The organism is Streptomyces violaceorubidus, from assembly GCF_000717995.1.
Taxonomy (GTDB): domain Bacteria; phylum Actinomycetota; class Actinomycetes; order Streptomycetales; family Streptomycetaceae; genus Streptomyces; species Streptomyces violaceorubidus.
Window position 1 is genome coordinate 252826 of sequence record NZ_JODM01000005.1, and the last position, 15980, is coordinate 268805.

Here is a 15980-nt window from a genome sequence, read left to right on the forward strand (position 1 = left end):
AGACGACCGGACGACCGGACGCAAGCGATCCATGACCGACGCCGGGCCCCGGCCGCGGCGGACAACGGAGGCACGAGTACATGACGGACAAGGCGCACGCCGAGGGCCACGCCGAAGAGCGCGCCGGAGCGTGGTCGGGCAGCTGGGTCGCCGAGCGGCTCGGCGTCGAACTCGTCGGCGACGAGGAGCTGAGGGGCCTGCTGGGGCTCGCCCTGCGCCGCAACCCCAAGCGGGCGCACCTGCTCGTCTCCAACGTGCTCGGCAAGCACGTCCCGCAGTCGCCCTCCGTCGTCTACGGCCACGGCCTCGCCCTCGGCCGGCGCGTCCGCGACCTGCTCGGTGCCGAGGCGGCCCGGCGCGCGGTCGTCCTCGGCTACGCGGAGACCGCCACCGGACTCGGCCACAGTGTCGCCGACGGCCTGGGCACCGCCCCCTGCCTGCACTCCACCCGCCGTCCGGTCACCGGAGTCGCCCGGGCGGGCGGCTTCGAGGAGTCCCACTCGCACGCGACCTCCCACCTCCTGCTGCCCGAGGACCCCGCGCTGCTGGCCGGGGACGGGCCGCTGGTCCTCGTCGACGACGAGTTCTCCACCGGCAACACGGTGCTCAACACCGTCCGCGCCCTGCACGAGCGCTATCCCCGCAAGCGGTACGTCGTGGTGGCCCTGGTCGACATGCGCTCGCCCGCGGACGTCGGCCGGCTGGACGACCTCGCCCGGGAGATCGGCGCCCGCGTGGACCTGGTGACCACCGCCTCCGGCACCGTCCGCCTGCCCCCGGGAATACTGGAGAAGGGCCAGGAACTGGTCGCCCGCCACGAGAGGGCGGCCACGGCACCCGCCCCGGAGCCGACCGGCCGGGTCCCGGCGGCGACGACGTCCGCGACCGCGGGGCGCGTCGAGCTGCACTGGCCCCACGACGTGCCCGACGGCGCACGGCACGGCTTCACCCCGGCCCACCGGGCCCGGCTGGAGGCCGCCCTGCCCGCCATGGCGGCGCGGATCGCCGAGGCGCTGCCCCCCGGTGCCCGCCGCGTCCTCGTCCTCGGCTTCGAGGAGCTCATGTACGCCCCCCTCCGCCTGGCCCACGCGCTGGAGCGGACCGTCGGCGACGACGTCGCCGTGCGCTACTCCACCACCACCCGCTCTCCCGTCCTCGCCGTCGACGACCCCGGCTACGCCATCCGCACCCGCCTGGTCTTCCCCGCGCACGACGACCCGGCCGACGGCCCCGGCGAGCGCTACGCCTACAACGTCGCGGGCGCCGGCTTCGACGCCGTCGTCGCCGTCGTCGACTCGGCCGCCGACACCCCCGCGCTGCACGCCCCGGACGGACTGGCGGCCCGGCTCGCCGCCCACGTCCCGCACGTCCTGCTCGCGGTCGTCCCCTCGTACGTCCCGCGTCCCCCGCACGCCCCCGAAAGGCCCTCCATGCTGCCCGAGCCCCTGCGCGGCCCCGACTTCTCCTCCTACGCGCCCGACGAGGTCGGCTGGCTGCTCCAGGACCTCTCGGACGTGACGCTGGAGGCGCCGACCGAGGAGCGCGAGGAGGCGATCCAGAGCGGCGGCGCGCACTACGCGGAGTCGCTGCCCGTGGAGTACCAGCCCAGCGAGCAGTACCAGGAGCTGTTCCACGCGGCGCTCAAGACGTCCGCCGCACGGCTGGCGCGCGCCGTCGGCGCCGTCACCGAGATCGTCCTCGCCGAACGCTCGCCCCGCCCCGTGCTGGTCTCCCTCGCCCGCGCGGGCACCCCCGTCGGCGTGCTGATGCGCCGCTGGGCGCGGTTCCGCCACGGTCTCGACCTCCCGCACTACGCCGTGTCGATCGTCCGGGGCCGCGGCATCGACGCCAACGCGCTGCGCTGGCTGGCCGCCCACCACGACCCCGCCGACGTCGTCTTCGTCGACGGCTGGACCGGCAAGGGCGCCATCACCCGCGAACTCGCCGCCGCCCTGCGCGCGTTCGAGACCTCCGACGGCATCACCGGCTTCGACCCGGAGATCGCCGTACTGGCCGACCCCGGCTCCTGCGTGCGCACCTACGGCACCCGGGACGACTTCCTCATCCCCTCCGCCTGCCTCAACTCCACCGTCTCCGGACTGATATCCCGCACCGTGCTCCGCTCCGACCTGGTCGGCCCGCACGCCTTCCACGGCGCGAAGTTCTACCGCGAACTCGCCGCAGCCGACCTGTCACCGGCCTTCCTCGCCGCCGTCGCCGCCCGCTTCCCCGACGTCACGGAAGCGGTCGACGCCCAGGCGAAGGACCTCCTCTCCGCCGACCGCACCCCCACCTGGGAGGGCTGGGCCGCCGTCGAGCGCATCAGCGAGGAGTACGGCATCCACGACGTGAACCTCGTCAAGCCCGGCGTCGGCGAGACCACGCGGGTGATGCTGCGCCGCGTCCCGTGGAAGGTGCTGGCCCGGGCCGGCGCCGGAGCCGACCTGGACCACGTCCGCCTGCTGGCCGAACAGCGGGGCGTACCCGTGGAGGAGGTCGCCGACCTCCCGTACACCTGCGTCGGGCTGATCCACCCCCAGTACACGCGGGGCGCCACCGGCGCCGACGGCAGGGCGGTGGCGCTCTGATGCCGGTGCTCGTCGCCAGCGACCTCGACCGCACGCTCATCTACTCCGCGGCCGCGCTCGGACTGACCATGCCCGACCTGCGGGCACCCCGCCTGCTGTGCGTGGAGGTCTACGAGAGCAGACCCCTGTCCTACCTGACCGAGACGGCCGCCCGACTGCTGACCGACCTCGGCGACGCGGCGGTCTTCGTGCCCACCACCACCCGGACCCGCAAGCAGTACCAGCGGATCAACCTCCCCGGCCCGCCGCCCCCGTACGCCATCTGCGCCAACGGCGGCCACCTGCTGGTGGACGGTGTCTCCGACCCCGGCTGGCACGCCCGGGTGACCGCCCGGCTGGCCGACGAATGCGCCTCCCTGGCCGAGGTCCGCGACCACCTGATGAACACCGCCGACCCGCTGTGGGTGCGCAAGCACCGGGTCGCCGAGGACCTCTTCGCCTACCTGGTCGTCGAGCGCGACCTGCTGCCCGGGGACTGGGTGAAGGAACTCGCCGTGTGGGCCGAGAACCGGGGCTGGACCGTGTCCCTCCAGGGCCGCAAGATCTACGCCGTCCCCAAGCCGCTCACCAAGAGCGCCGCCGTGCGCGAGGTCGCCCGCCGCACCGGAGCCGAACTCACCCTCGCCGCCGGCGACTCGCTGCTCGACGCCGACCTGCTCCTGGCCGCCGACCGCGGCTGGCGCCCGGGCCACGGCGAACTGGCCGACTCCGGTTGGTCGGCTCCGACGGTCAGCGCCCTGCCCGAGCGCGGCGTGCTGGCCGGTGAGCGGATCCTCCGCGAGTTCCTGCGGGCGGCGGGCCCGGCTCGCTGAATTCGTCGTCGTGCCCGCGGCCCCGCCGCCGGTGACCGGCGCCCGGCCGCAGCAGACGCAGGACGACGAAGACCGCCAGCGCCAGGGCGGCTGCCGCGAGGATGACCTTCGAGTAGGTGGAGGCGATGCCCGAGACCTGGGACCAGTTGTCCCCCAGCGCGTAGCCGGCGAGCACGAACCCGGTGTTCCAGATCGCGCTGCCCAGCGTCGTCAGGGCGAGGAAGACGGGCAGCCGCATCCGCTCCACGCCCGCCGGTACGGAGATCAGGCTGCGGAAGATGGGGATCATCCGGCCGAAGAACACGGCCTTGGTCCCGTGCCGGAGGAACCACGCCTCCGTCTTCTCGATGTCCGACACCTTCACCAGCGGCAGCTTCCCCGCGATCGCCACCGTGCGGTCCCGGCCGAGCAGGGCACCGACCCCGTACAGGGCGAGCGCGCCGATCACCGAACCCGCGGTCGTCCACAGCAGGACGGCGACCAGGCCCATCCGGCCGGAACTCGCCGCGAACCCGGCGAGTGGCAGGATCACCTCGCTCGGCAGGGGAGGAAAAAGGTTCTCCAGAGCGATGGCGAGACCGGCGCCGGGGGCGCCGAGGGCGTCCATGAGGTCGTTGATCCACTGCGGTGCCGCACCGCTGTCCGCGGCCGGCTGCGCTGCGATGGCTGTCATGACGCCCACGCTAGGAAATCTCGGCTGAAGGGACGCTGAGGAGGACCGCGCCACCTGCGCGCCCCCTCGCCCGCCGCCGTCGGCGCTGGGCGCCCCGGGCGCGGGAGCAGGTCGTCCTCAGCCGCAGCAGCCGCCCCCGCAGCAGCCCCCGCCACCGCCGCCGCCCGACGAGGGTGCCGGCGCCGAGGCCGAGCCGCCGACCGCGACCGTCGACAGCAGCTTCACCGTGTCGTCGTGGCCCGCCGGGCAGGCGGCCGGAGCCGAGGACTCGGCCATGGGACGGCTCAGTTCGAAGGTGTCGCCGCAGCTGCGGCAGCGGTACTCGTAGCGAGGCATGCGCACAGATTAACCGGCACGGCCCACCGACGGTCCCGGTCGGCCGGTCTCGCCCTTCAGTGACCGGCCCCGCGCTCCTCGCGGATCCGGGACACCACCTGGGCCACCGTCTGCCGGACCGCCTCGGTCTCCGTCAGGAAGTGCCAGTAGTCGGGGTGCCGGCCCTCCAGCGTGGTGATCGCCCGTTCCAGCCGGGCCACGGCGTCGTCCAGGGGACGGGCGTGACGGGGCTCGGGGGTGTTGCGCCCGGCCATGGCCAGGCGCTGGGCGTCGCGGATCGCGAAGCGGGTGCGCTCGATCTCCTGGTGCGGATCCTTCTGCACGGCGTTCAGCTGCCGCAGCCGGTCGCCCGCCGCCGAGACGGCCTCGTCCGTCGAGTTCAGCAGCGCTCGTACCGTCGACAGCAGGGCGGTGGCGTCGGGCCAGCGCTGGTCGTCGCGGGCGGTCTGCGCCTCGGCCAGTTTCCGCTCGGCCTGCCGGACCGATTCGGCGGCCTGCTCCGGCACGTGCTGGAGGTCCTGCCAGCAGGCGGCGGTGAAGCGCCGCCGCAGCTCGCTCAGCACCGGGTCGACCTGTTCCGTGCGGGTGGTCAGCGCCTGGGCGCGGGTGCGCAGGGAGACCAGGCGGTGGTCGATCTCGGCGGCGCGCTCGGGCAGCCGTTCCGCCTCGGCGCGGACCGCCTCGGCCTCGCGGGTGACCCGTTCGGCCCGCTCCAGGGTCTGGGGCACCCCGTGCTGTCCCGCGCCCTGGTTCAGCCGGGTCAGCTCCGGACCGAGGGCGGCGAGACGGGTGGCGAGGTCGTCCGCCCGCAGACCGGAGCCCCGCGCGGCGTCCAGGGCGTTGGAGGCGGCGAGCAGGGCCTGCCGGGCGCGCTCGACGGCGGGGGCCAGCCGGGCCAGCTGGGTCTCGGCCTTGCCGAGGAGGGGGCCGAGGCCCTCGGCGAAGCGGTCCAGCTCCTGCTTGACCCGGCCCAGCTCGGCCTTGGCGGCGGTCAGTTCGGTGCGGGCGTGGGAGGCGGCTGAGGCCTCCAGGTCGTCCCGGTCCAGGTCGTGGGCGTCGACGGCGTTGATGTACTGGTGGCTGGCCTCGTCGATGCGCCGGCCCAGGGCCTCGAAGTCGGAGACGGCGCGGCGGGCGGCGGGGGAGGAGTCGACGGCCGCGATCGTCTCTATGGAGATCCGCAGGTCCCGCTGCGCGGTGTCCAGCTCGTAGAAGGCGGCGGCCGCGTCGTCCTTCGCGCTCTGGGCCTCGGCCCGCTGGCTCTCGGCCCGCCCGCCGAACCAGCGCCGGGTGCCGCCCCCGGCGAACGCCGCGGGCAGCGCCAGCGCGGCGAGCAGGGGCAGGCCCATCAGGGTGAGCGCGTCACGGACCGGGCCCCGCGGGTACCGGCGGGTGCGGTGCGGCAGGCGCTGGGCGCGCGCCACCATCGGCGAGTACGGCTGCGATGGTGTCGCCGTCACATCCCTCTCCCGTGTCGTCCGTCCTGCCCGGGTTCATTCTCCCACCCGTCAGGGACGAACACACGGGCCGGTCAGTTCGCGGTTCGGACGGTGATTCTGCCGTCACCGGACCGGGCGTCGACCACGTGCGCGCTGGTGTCGTCGGTGGGCACGGACACGTCGACCGAGCCGTCACCGGTGTCGGTGGACACCTTGTACGCGGCCCTGGGCAGCGAGATCGTCACGGAGCCGTCGCCGGAGCGGGACTCCACCCGGTCCGGGACGCCGCCGAGTTCCAGCCGCACCGAGCCGTCGCCGGTGTGCGCCCGCACCCGGCGGGAGGAGACCTCGGCACGTACGGAACCGTCGTCGGTACGCAGCTCCAGCGGCCCGGTGGAGTCGGTGACGTGCACGGAGCCGTCGCCGGTACGGATGTTCAGCGCGTCCTCGAACCCGCTCGCCCGCACGCTGCCGTCCCCGTCCTTCACCTTGACGGCGACGCCGCGCGGCACCTCGACGCGGTGCTTGGCCGCGCAGTCGGCGACCACGCCGGAGCAGTGCATCCGCAGCACCAGCCGGTCGCCGTCCATCTTCCAGGTCACCTCCGGATCCGAGCCGATCGCGACCGAGCCGGAGAACCACCGCGTGACCTCGATCTTCCCCAAGGCGTGGTCGTCCGAGGCGACGATCTCCAGGGCGGAGTCGTCGGAGTCGACGGTGAGCGTGCGGCCCTGGAGGGCGAACGACCGGTGCTCGGGCTCCTTGTCGTCGGACGCGGAGGCGCAGGCGCTCAGGCCCGCGACGAGGACGGCGACGGCAGCGACGGCGGTGAACGCGCGGACGGGAACGGTACGGGCGGGCATGGCGGTCTCCCCCTGGAACGGACGACGAGGTGCCGCACCCGGGGCCGTCCGCGGTGGGCGGAGACCTGCTCGATGAGGCTCTTCGACCGTACGGAGGACGGGACGGCGGCGGGATCCGGACCGCTACCGGATCGGGGGTGGGGTTAACCCCCGCCCGCGGGTCAGCACGGTGCGCACGCGTTTGCCGGGCGGCGCCCCGGGCCATGTAGGCTGTCGACTCGTCCTGGGTGCGTAGCTCAGGGGTAGAGCGCCTGCCTTACAAGCAGGATGTCGGCGGTTCGAAACCGTCCGCGCCCACCAGGACCGGCGCCGTCGTCGGTGCGTGAGGCCCCCGGAGATCTTCCGGGGGCCTCACGCGTGCGGCCCCTCATGGGCGCGCTTCAGCTCCGACCGGGCGCTCACCTGGTCCGGGCCGGTCATCTCCGCCCAGTAGCGATGGGTGCTGACGAACACGGCCAGCTCGCGCTCGCGCCGACGGAGCTTCTCGACCTCGGCCTGCTCGTCCGCCGACCAGCCGGGCGAGGCCGGGCGCTCGACCTTCCGCCAGCCGTTGTCGTCGCTGAATCCGTCGAGCGGCTCGACAGACCAGGGAAGTCTCTTCAGCAGGGCCGACAGCTCGGCCCGGACCTGATGCAGTTCCTCCTGACCGGCGAGGAGATCACTGGGGAAATCATAGGTCGTAGCCACACGCCAATGATACGCCTGTTCGATTTTGAGGCGAGCGTTCCCTTCCGTGGTTCACGCGAACGTGTGGCCCCCGCGGCCCGGCCCGGCTGTCAGTCCCCTGCCCTACGGTGAAAGACATGGACGGTGTGGACGAGTGGACCCGGCGGGCGGGAAGCGGGCGGTATCCGCACGTCCTTCCGGGCGCCGACCGCGCCGCCTCCGGTGCGGTCTGCCGAGGGGCCGGGCTCGGGCGGCTCGGGCAGGTCGATTTCGAGTATCCGCAGGGCCACCGGAGCAGGTCGAACGACTGGCGGGTGGACCCGGAGAGGGGAGACTGACGTCATGTGCCGCAGCATCAAGACCCTGCGTCCGCCCGTGCTGGCCGAGGAGGCCACCGAGGACGAGATCAGGGCCGCCGCCCTTCAGTACGTGCGCAAGGTCTCCGGATTCCGCGCGCCCGCCGCGCACAACCAGGAGGTCTTCGACGAGGCCGTCGAGGCCGTCGCCAAGGCCACGGCCGAGCTGCTCGCGGGCCTGGAGATACGCGGCGGCGCCGGAGCCCGCCGGGCCTCCTGACGCGGGGCACCGACCCTCCACCCGCCCCCGGCGTGCCGCCGGGGGCGGGCAGAACGCGCGCCTGCCCGGGCGGGACCGGCCGCGCCGGGTGCCGAGCTGCCCTCGCCCCGGCTGCCCGCCGCCTCCGCACGGGTCGCCGCCTCCGTCCCGGTGTCCCGCCGACCAGGCACCTTGCCGCTCGGCCGTCCGACCGCCGCCCACCGCCCTCCGCCGCCGGGAGGCTTCCGGCCCCAGGGCACACGGGAGGCCAGGCTCCAGCGCCGGTACGCGGCTCCGTCGCGACGGGACTCGGGGCGCTCCGAGCTCTCCGCGCCGGGGGAGGCCTTGCGCGGCTCGGAGGCTTCCGCCGCTGCGAGGCGCTTTCGCTGCATGAGGCTCCCGCCGCTACCGGGCTTGCGGCGCTACAAGGCTCCCTCGCCGTTCGGCGTCCGCCGCTGCAAGGCGCCCGCGCTTCGCGGCTTACGGAGCAAGAGGGCTTCCGCCGCTACGGGGCTTGTGGTGCGCGGAGGTTTCCGCCGCTGGACCGCCCCGCGCCGCCACGACGCCCCGCCCCGCGCCGCCACGACGCCCCGCCCCGCGCCGCCACGACGCCCCGCGCCGCGCCGCCACGACGCCCCGCGCCGCCACGACGCCCCGCCCCGCGCCGCCACGACGCCCCGCGCCGCGCCGCCACGACGCCCCGCGCCGCGCCGCCACGACGCCCCGCGCCGCGCCGCCACGACGCCCCGCGCCGCTACGACGCTTCCGTCGTCCGGGGCTGGCGGCGCATCAGGTACGCCGCCCCGGCGCCCGCGCCGAACAGCGCCACCAGGGACACGCCCGTAGCCAGCCAGCTCGCGCCCAGCCACTGGCCGCCGAAGTAGCCGAGGGCGACGCTGTACGCGGCCCAGGCCAGTCCCGCCAGCGCCGACCAGGGCAGGAACTCGCGGATACGGCGATGCGCCGCGCCGGCGACGAGCGAGACGACCGAGCGGCCGGCCGGAGCGAAGCGGGCCAGGACGACGAGGGCGCCGCCGCCGCGGGCCAGGGCGCCGCCGAGACGTTCCTGCGCGGTGGTCAGCCGCCGGGAACGGGCGATCGCGCGGTCCAGCCGTGCCCCGCCGCGCCAGGCGAGGCGGTAGACGGCCAGGTCACCGAGGACGGAGGCAGTCGCCGCGCAGAGCGTGAGGACGAGGATGTCGGGAACGTCCTGCGGAACCCGTCCGGCCGCCGCCGCTCCCGAACCCGCGGCGGCCGCCGTCGCCGCCGTGATCACGAGGACCCCGCTGGGCAGCACCGGCAGGAAGATGTCGAGGAGCACCGAAACGGCCACCAGCGCATAGATCCATGGGCTGCTGACCAGCGACCCGATGCTTCCCAGACCTTCGACCACCACAACTCCCCGGTACTCCCCCGTGGGCCGGGCCTTGCCGCGAGACGCGGGGACGGCAGGAGCGGCCGATGACAGCCATACAGCGTACGCCGAGGGTGTGACAGAGGGTTCACAGGGGGCTTGTGTGATCGACGCAAGGCGTTCACACGCGCGACAGCGGTGCCGCCGCGTCCGGACGGGCACCGCTGTCGTGGCTGGCGGGGAAGAGCGAAACTCGGAGGCCCGGGCCCCCGTGGTGGTCCGGTCAGGCCGCGACCGGCGTCTGCCGCTCCGGGGCGGACTGCTCCTGCTCGGAGGTGCGCCGGGCGAGGAGCCGGTCCAGGCCGAAGGCGCCGGAACCGGTGAAGGCGAGCAGCAGGAAGGCCCAGCAGAACATGACGGAGGCCTCGCCGCCGTTCTCCATCGGCCACAGGGCGACCGGCTGGTGCACCTTGAAGTACGCGTAGGCCATGGAGCCGGAGGAGATGACCGCCGCGGGCCGGGTGGCGAGGCCCAGCAGGACGAGTCCGCCGCCGACCAACTGGATCAGGGCCGCGTACCAGCCCGGCCAGGTGCCCGCGTCGATCGTGCCGCCCGATCCCGCGGCGCCGCCGAGGACTCCGAAGAGGGAGGCGGCGCCGTGGCAGGCGAAGAGCAGGCCGACGACCACGCGGAACAGACCGAGTACGTAGGGCTGGGCGTTGCCGCGGTTGAGGCGTCCGAGCATGGGGGGTTGCTCCTTCGGTCGGCCGGCCGGGGTGGGCCGGCGGGGGACGGAACCGAGTGGGCTGCCCACGTTAGGTGTGCCTAATGAGTGCTTGCAAGTTCAACATTCCGCCATAGCCTGACGTGCAGTCACCTGGCCGTCACCGCCGCCCGACCAGGTGGGAGCGCTCCCACATGCGCGGCGCGCCCCGCGAACGTGACTCAATTCATACCCCGCACCACCCTCGTCCCATGCCGGGGCACGCGGCTAGGCCAGCTCCCGCTCCGTGACCGTGCGCAGGACGATCGCCCCGTCCCGGCGCGCCCGGGCCTGTTCCAGGCGCAGCCGCGCCGTCCGCCCGCGCAGGGTCAGCGTCATGATCTGGTTGCCGAACCAGGGCCCGCCCGTCCTGCGCCAGCGCACCGCCGAAGGCGCGCAGCGTCCGTGCCGGGCGATGAGCCGCCCGAGGGCACGCGCAGGGGCGCTCCAGCCGAAGCGGAAGCCGAGGCGGATCGAGAGCGGCACGGAGTTGTGGACGGGGGAGCAGGTCAGCTGGGCCACCCGGGCGCCGGGCGCCCGCCCCGGCCACGACGGCTCGGCCACGTAGGCGTGGTGGACGTCGCCCGAGAGCACGCTCACCGTCGCGGGCGCCCCCGGCCCGGTACCGGCCTCGGCGATCAGGTCGCCGAGGGCGCCGAAGGACGAGGGGAAGGCGGACCAGTGCTCCAGGTCGGCCCCGCGCCGTACCCGCTCCCCGAACCGCGCCCAGCGCGCGCCCCGTTCGCCGCCGCACATCGCGGCGTTCCACGCCTCCACGTCGTGCACCAGGTGGGGCAGCAGCCAGGGCAGGGAGGTGCCGATCAGCAGGTGGTCGTACGCGCCGCGGCCGTCGCCGCCCTCGCCCTGACCGTCGGCCGCGCTCCGCCCGTCAAGGATCTGTTCGCGCAGCCACGTGGCCTCGTCCGGGTCGAGCATCGAACGGCGGTCCTCCTCCAGGACGCGGGCCGCGCGGGAGTCGACCATCAGCAGCCGTATGCGTCCGAAGTCGCGCCGGTAGCTCCAGCGGACGGAGGCCGGATCGGCGTCGGCCCGGGCGGCGAACTCCCGCAGGGCCCCGGTGCCGTCGGATGCGTCCCGGACGGCCGTGTACAACGGGTCGGCGGCCAGTTCGTCCGGGGAGAGGTTGCCCAGCTGCTGGTACACCCAGTACGACATCAGCCCGCTCAGCAGCCGCTCCTGCCACCAGTCGGTGGCCCGCATGTCGGCGAGCCAGGCGGCGGAGGTGTTCCAGTCGTCGATGACGTCGTGGTCGTCGAAGATCATGCAACTGGGCACGGTGGACAGCAGCCAGCGCACCTCGGGGTCGAGCCAGGACTCGTAGTAGAGGTGGGTGTACTCCTCGTAGTCGGCGACTTGGTCTCCGGGCCCCGCCTCCACATCGCGCCGGCCGGCGATCCAGTGGCGCGTGTCGTCGGAGATCTCGTCGGCGTACACCTGGTCGCCGAGCAGCAGCAGCACGTCCGGGCGCGCGCCGTCGGGGTCGGCCGCGACACGGGCGGAGAGGGTGTCCAGCGCGTCCGGGCCCACCGGGTCCTTGCCGCCGGCCGGTGGCGCGGCCCAGCGGCAGGAGCCGAAGGCGACGCGCATGCCGTCGTCGCCGGTGGGCGTGGCGATCACCGAGGGCGGGAAGCGGGAGTCCGGCAGCGGCCACACGGGCGTGTCGTCGAGGAGCACCTCGTACTCCGTCGCCGTACCGGGGGTCAGGCCGCCGACCGGCACCAGGGCGTAGTGGTGGCCCGCGATCCGGAAGCTGCGGGCCGTCCCCCGGGCGCCGTCGGCGCAGCGCACCTCGGCCGTGCACGGGCCGTCCGTCTCGACCCAGACGGTGGCGCGGGAGCCGTCGGTGTACCTCAGCACTGGGCCCAGGCGCAGTTCCGCCATGATGATCCTCTCCTCCGTCGCCCCGTACGGTACGGGGCGACGGAGGCCGGTGGGGAGGGTCCGCGCCGACCCGGCGGCGGGCGGGAGGTCAGCAGCTCGCGAGGTATCCCTGGAGGGCGGACTTCTCCGCGGAGTCGACCGAGAGGTCGTAGTAGTACTTCACCTGCACCCAGGCGCGCACGTACGTGCAGCGGTAGGCGGTGCGCGAGGGCATCCAGGTGGCCGGGTCCTGGTCGCCCTTGGCCTGGTTGACGTTGTCGGTGACCGCGAGGAGCTGGGGCCGGGTCAGGTCGTTGGCGAAGGACTGCCGCCGCGAGGTGGTCCAGGAGTCGGCGCCGGAGTCCCAGGCCTCGGCGAGCGGCACGAGGTGGTCGATGTCGACGTCGGAGGCGGCGGACCAGGTGGCGCCGTCGTAGGGGGAGTACCAGCTCCCGCTGGTGGCGGCGCAGGAGGAGTCGGTGACGACGTTCGTGCCGTCGCGCTTGAGGATGGTCTCGCGGGTGTTGCAGGTGCCCGACTGCGTGATCCAGTGCGGGAAGAGGTCCCGGTCGTAGCCGGTGCGGTCCTCGGTGGCCACCGTGAGGGAGGCGAGGTAGGTGCGGGCGGTGGCCGCGCTGACCGGGGTGGGGAGGGCGGCGGAGGCGGCCGGGCCGTTGAGGAGCCCGGCGGAGGCTATGAGCCCGGTGAACGCGGCGAGGAAACCCAGTCGTCGACGCGCGTAGAACTTCGGCATGCGAACTCCCTTTGAGTGTGGGGGCGTTGGGACGCGGGCAGGGGAATGCTCGCGACGCCGCATGGCGCACAGGTGTGCGGCCGGTAAGAAGTTAGTGACGTGTGCATGGCACGTCTAGAAGCGTGACGGGACTCGTGACGAGAGGGGCGGCGTGCGCCGGGGCGGAGCCGCGGCGGGACCTTCGGCCCTCGGTGCCGCCCGGGGGGTCGCGTACTATGGACGGCGCAGAAGGGGAGTAGCTCTTCGCCGGACCGTCGACATACTGCTCAGCTCGTCTGAGCCGGCGCCCGGAGGCAGGCCTCGTACGCGGGGCAGGCCAGCGAGACCTTCGGCAAGCAGTGCACGCCCGTGCCGTACGGCAGGGGTGGATCCGTGTGCTGCCGTGCCGAGGTGTCTTGCGTCGCGGACGTCGTGAAATCCGCGCAATCAGCACTCTCGGTGGGGCGGCCCCGACCGATTGAGGAATCTTGATCAGCCTGACCGTGACGGCGCTCGTCTTCGGTGTCGTCTTCCTCGCCGAACTGCCCGACAAGACCGCGCTCGCCGGCCTCGTCCTCGGCACCCGCTACCGCGCCTCGTACGTCTTCGCGGGCGTGGCCGCCGCCTTCCTGCTGCATGTCGTGCTCGCGGTCGCGGCCGGCAGTGTGCTGACCCTGCTGCCCCAGCAGATCGTGCATGCCGTGACCGGCGTGCTGTTCCTGGGCGGCGCCGCCGTGCTGCTGATGAAGAAGGACGACGAGGACGAGGAGATCCGCAAGCCGGAGGACCAGTCCTTCTGGAAGGTCGCCGGGGCGGGGTTCATGCTCATCCTGGTCGCCGAGTTCGGTGACCTGACGCAGATCATGACGGCCAACCTCGCGGCCCGCTACGACGACCCGCTCTCCGTGGGCCTCGGCGCGGTGCTCGCGCTGTGGGCGGTGGCCGGGCTCGGCATCGTCGGGGGGAAGGCCCTGATGAAGCGGGTGCCGCTGGGGCTGATTACGAAGATCGCGGCCGTGCTCATGCTGGGTCTCGGCGTGTGGAGCCTGTGGGAGGCGATCGCCGGCTGAGCGGCGAGCGCCGAGCGCCGGGTTCCGCGGCGGGTGCCGGTGGCGCGTACCCGGGTCTTTTTTGTACCGTGCATGAACAAAGTGGTTCCCGCCCGTTCTCCCTGACCGGCGGGCGGGGCCGCCTTGTTTCCTCCCCGCGCTTTGGAGACTGCCGATGACGGCCACCGCCACCACCGTTCTGCCCGCCCGTGCCCTGCTGCTCGACATGGACGGCACCCTGGTCAACTCGGACGCCGCCGTGGAGCGCGTCTGGCGGCGCTGGGCCGACCGGCAGGGGCTGGACGGCGACGAGGTCATGAAGGTGGTCCACGGGCGGCAGGGCTACGCCACCATGGCCCTGCTGCTGCCGGAGCGGCCGATGGAGCAGAACCACGCCGACAACGCCCGCATGCTCGCCGAGGAGACCGCCGACACCGAGGGCGTCGTCGCGATCCCCGGCGCGCCGGACTTCCTCGCCTCGCTGCGCGGCCTGCCGCACGCCCTGGTGACCTCGGCCGACGTGGCCCTGTCCACCGCGCGGATGGCCGCCGCCGGGCTCGCCCAGCCGGACGTCCGGGTCACCGCCGAGTCCGTCGGCGCGAGCAAGCCCGACCCGGAGGGCTTCCTCAAGGGCGCCGCCGAACTGGGCGTCGCCCCCGCCGACTGCGTCGCCTTCGAGGACTCCGGCGCCGGCATCGCGGCCGCGCGCGCCGCGGGGATGCGGGTCGTGGGGGTCGGGCCGCGCGCCGGGTCGTACGGGCCGGACGTGGTCGTGGAGGACCTGACGCGGGTACGGGTCGAGGCCGACGCGGACGGCACCCTGCGCCTGCACATCGGCTGACGGGGCCGGCCCCGTCTTCGCGCACCGGCCGACGGCGCCATGGGCCCGCACAGCGGCCGGCGGGGCCGGGCGACCGCACGTTGCCTCGTTGCCCTACGGCGTCCTGGGCTCGCGCGTCGGCCGACGGCTCCCGCGCCCGCGCATCGGCCGACGTCTCCCCGAGCCCGCGCAGCGGCCGACTCCGTCCGTCGAGGGCCTGGCCGCCGCTACGGCTCCCGGGTCTCCGACTCCAGCCTGCGGCGGGTGTCCGGGCCGTAGACGCCGACCCCGTCGGAGTAGATGCCGCGGGACCACTGGTAGTGGCGGACCGCGTCCTCGACCTGGCGGTTGTAGTTGCCGTTGAGGTCGCCCCGGTAGAGCTCCACCTCGGCCAGGCGCTGCTGCAACTCGACCACCTCCGGGCCCTGGTCACCGCGCTGCAGCGGGCCGCCGTCCGTGCCGGGGTCGTCCTCCCCGGGCTCCTGCGGGGCCTCCTCCGCCGGCGCGGTCGTGCTCTGCGTCGGCTCGGCCGACCTGGACGGTGTGGGCGAGGCGCTCGACGCCGAGGGGGACGGCGAGGCCGACGTGCTCGCGTCGGCCGACGGCGAGGCGGACGCGGAGGCGGAGGGGGACGCGGAGGACGACGGCGCGGCGGACGACGTGCTCGGTTCCGCGCTCGGCGAGGCCTCGTCGGTCGACGGGTCCGGCACGCTCGCCCGGACCTCCTCCGGCAGCGCCCCGTCCCGTGACGGGGTGTCGTACGAGAACAGCCCGCCAGCGAATCCCGCCGCGCCGATCACGACCACGACCGCTCCGGCGGCACTCAGCAGCACGCCCTTGCGCCGCCTGCGCGGTGGGCTTCCGCCGCCGTCCGTGCCGTCTGTGCCGTCCGTGCCCGGGTCCGCCCGGGGGAGGCGTGCGGTGGCGGAGGTCTCGAACAGGCGCAGGTCGTGGGCGTTGGGCGAGTCGGCCGAGGGGGCCAGGGGCGTCGGCAGTGCGGAGGTCGCCGCCGTGTCCCCGTCGCCGCCGGGCGAGCCGGTCGCGGACCCCGCGGCGGCTCCGGCGTCGACCGCGCGCAGCGTCATGGTGGCGTCCGGGTCGGACACGGGCGGTGCGGGCGACGTGGGCGTGTCACCGTGCTGGCCGGACGCGTCGGGCGCGCCCGGGGGCTCCCCGGCCCCGTCCAGCTCGACGTACGGCCGTATGCGCAGCGGGTCGAAGTCCTCCGCCGCTGCCGCCTGGGCCGTGCGTCGGTCGCGCAGGGCGTCGGAGGCCCTGGTGCCGCAGGCGCAGGACGGCGTGTTGTCCGCCGCCCTGGGCGTGCCGCACTCCGGGCACGAGGCCCTCGCGGGCCGCTCCCGCGACGGGTCCTTCTGCTGTTCCACGCGTTCGTCCCTCCCCTCGCGACTCCCCTCGCGAACTCCAGAGATTATGCAGATCTCCTCCAC

At 74.4% G+C, this 15980-nt stretch carries 16 protein-coding genes and 1 tRNA gene; 7 read left to right on the top strand and 10 right to left on the bottom strand.

What is annotated here, in order from left to right; all coding sequences use genetic code 11:
- Window positions 1–80: 80 nt before the first annotated feature.
- Together IE94_RS0110335 and IE94_RS0110340 are read left to right on the top strand one after the other, a co-directional pair.
- Window positions 81–2588 carry a phosphoribosyltransferase gene (locus IE94_RS0110335; RefSeq protein WP_030181430.1) on the top strand — a complete coding sequence of 836 codons (2508 nt, stop codon included), beginning with the start codon at window positions 81–83 and terminating at the stop codon, window positions 2586–2588.
- Complete coding sequence (locus IE94_RS0110340; protein WP_030181433.1) at window positions 2588–3400, top strand: HAD family hydrolase; 813 nt, start codon at window positions 2588–2590, stop codon at window positions 3398–3400. The genes IE94_RS0110335 and IE94_RS0110340 overlap by 1 nt, the downstream gene beginning before the upstream one ends.
- Here the strand turns inward: IE94_RS0110340 and IE94_RS0110345 are convergent.
- The 4 genes from IE94_RS0110345 to IE94_RS0110360 form a co-directional block, all read right to left on the bottom strand.
- Window positions 3318–4073, bottom strand: a complete 756-nt coding sequence (locus tag IE94_RS0110345; RefSeq protein ID WP_037922279.1) for a DedA family protein — start codon at window positions 4071–4073, stop codon at window positions 3318–3320. The genes IE94_RS0110340 and IE94_RS0110345 overlap by 83 nt on opposite strands.
- Window positions 4074–4190: 117 nt before the next feature.
- Window positions 4191–4409: an FmdB family zinc ribbon protein gene (locus IE94_RS0110350; RefSeq protein ID WP_011028303.1), complete on the bottom strand. Its 219-nt coding sequence runs from the start codon at window positions 4407–4409 to the stop codon at window positions 4191–4193.
- A gap of 56 nt (window positions 4410–4465) precedes the next feature.
- Window positions 4466–5869, bottom strand: a complete 1404-nt coding sequence (locus IE94_RS0110355) for a coiled-coil domain-containing protein (RefSeq protein ID WP_030181439.1) — start codon at window positions 5867–5869, stop codon at window positions 4466–4468.
- 71 nt (window positions 5870–5940) lie between these two features.
- Entirely contained in the window at window positions 5941–6711 is a 771-nt protein-coding gene (locus IE94_RS0110360) for a DUF4097 family beta strand repeat-containing protein (RefSeq protein ID WP_030181441.1), read from the bottom strand.
- A gap of 225 nt (window positions 6712–6936) precedes the next feature.
- Between IE94_RS0110360 and IE94_RS0110365 the strand changes: the two genes are divergently transcribed.
- Window positions 6937–7011 (top strand) — tRNA-Val (locus tag IE94_RS0110365).
- A gap of 51 nt (window positions 7012–7062) precedes the next feature.
- On the opposite strand, the gene IE94_RS0110370 is transcribed toward IE94_RS0110365, so the two are convergent.
- The gene (locus IE94_RS0110370; protein WP_030181443.1) at window positions 7063–7398 is read right to left on the bottom strand and encodes a hypothetical protein; all 336 of its coding nucleotides are present in this window, start codon (window positions 7396–7398) and stop codon (window positions 7063–7065) included.
- A 116-nt stretch (window positions 7399–7514) separates the two neighbouring features.
- Between IE94_RS0110370 and IE94_RS40955 the strand changes: the two genes are divergently transcribed.
- Window positions 7515–7715 (top strand): hypothetical protein, encoded by a 201-nt coding sequence (locus IE94_RS40955; protein WP_030181444.1) that lies wholly within the window; start codon window positions 7515–7517, stop codon window positions 7713–7715.
- A gap of 4 nt (window positions 7716–7719) precedes the next feature.
- A complete protein-coding gene (locus tag IE94_RS0110380) occupies window positions 7720–7953 on the top strand; it encodes a DUF2277 domain-containing protein (RefSeq protein ID WP_030181446.1) in 234 nt (77 codons plus the stop codon).
- 733 nt (window positions 7954–8686) lie between these two features.
- Here IE94_RS0110380 and IE94_RS0110385 read toward each other — a convergent pair.
- The 4 genes from IE94_RS0110385 to IE94_RS0110400 all read right to left on the bottom strand — a co-directional run bounded on the left by IE94_RS0110385 (window position 8687) and on the right by IE94_RS0110400 (window position 12684).
- Window positions 8687–9325: a DedA family protein gene (locus tag IE94_RS0110385; RefSeq protein ID WP_030181448.1), complete on the bottom strand. Its 639-nt coding sequence runs from the start codon at window positions 9323–9325 to the stop codon at window positions 8687–8689.
- Window positions 9326–9569: 244 nt separating this feature from the next.
- Window positions 9570–10031 (bottom strand): DoxX family protein, encoded by a 462-nt coding sequence (locus tag IE94_RS0110390; protein WP_030181451.1) that lies wholly within the window; start codon window positions 10029–10031, stop codon window positions 9570–9572.
- Window positions 10032–10277: 246 nt separating this feature from the next.
- Window positions 10278–11951, bottom strand: coding sequence for an alkaline phosphatase D family protein (locus IE94_RS0110395; protein WP_030181459.1), 1674 nt, complete (start codon window positions 11949–11951; stop codon window positions 10278–10280).
- Between the two features lie 88 nt (window positions 11952–12039).
- Entirely contained in the window at window positions 12040–12684 is a 645-nt protein-coding gene (locus IE94_RS0110400; RefSeq protein WP_030181460.1) for an HNH endonuclease family protein, read from the bottom strand.
- Window positions 12685–13151: 467 nt separating this feature from the next.
- Here IE94_RS0110400 and IE94_RS0110405 point away from each other — a divergent pair, with 467 nt between their 5' ends.
- The gene (locus IE94_RS0110405) at window positions 13152–13733 is read left to right on the top strand and encodes a TMEM165/GDT1 family protein (protein ID WP_030181461.1); all 582 of its coding nucleotides are present in this window, start codon (window positions 13152–13154) and stop codon (window positions 13731–13733) included.
- Between the two features lie 154 nt (window positions 13734–13887).
- Window positions 13888–14553: an HAD-IA family hydrolase gene (locus IE94_RS0110410; RefSeq protein ID WP_030181463.1), complete on the top strand. Its 666-nt coding sequence runs from the start codon at window positions 13888–13890 to the stop codon at window positions 14551–14553.
- Window positions 14554–14759: 206 nt separating this feature from the next.
- Here the strand turns inward: IE94_RS0110410 and IE94_RS0110415 are convergent, their stop codons facing one another.
- On the bottom strand, window positions 14760–15917 hold the full coding sequence (locus IE94_RS0110415) for a peptidoglycan-binding domain-containing protein (protein ID WP_030181465.1): 1158 nt from the start codon (window positions 15915–15917) through the stop codon (window positions 14760–14762).
- Window positions 15918–15980 lie beyond the last annotated feature (63 nt).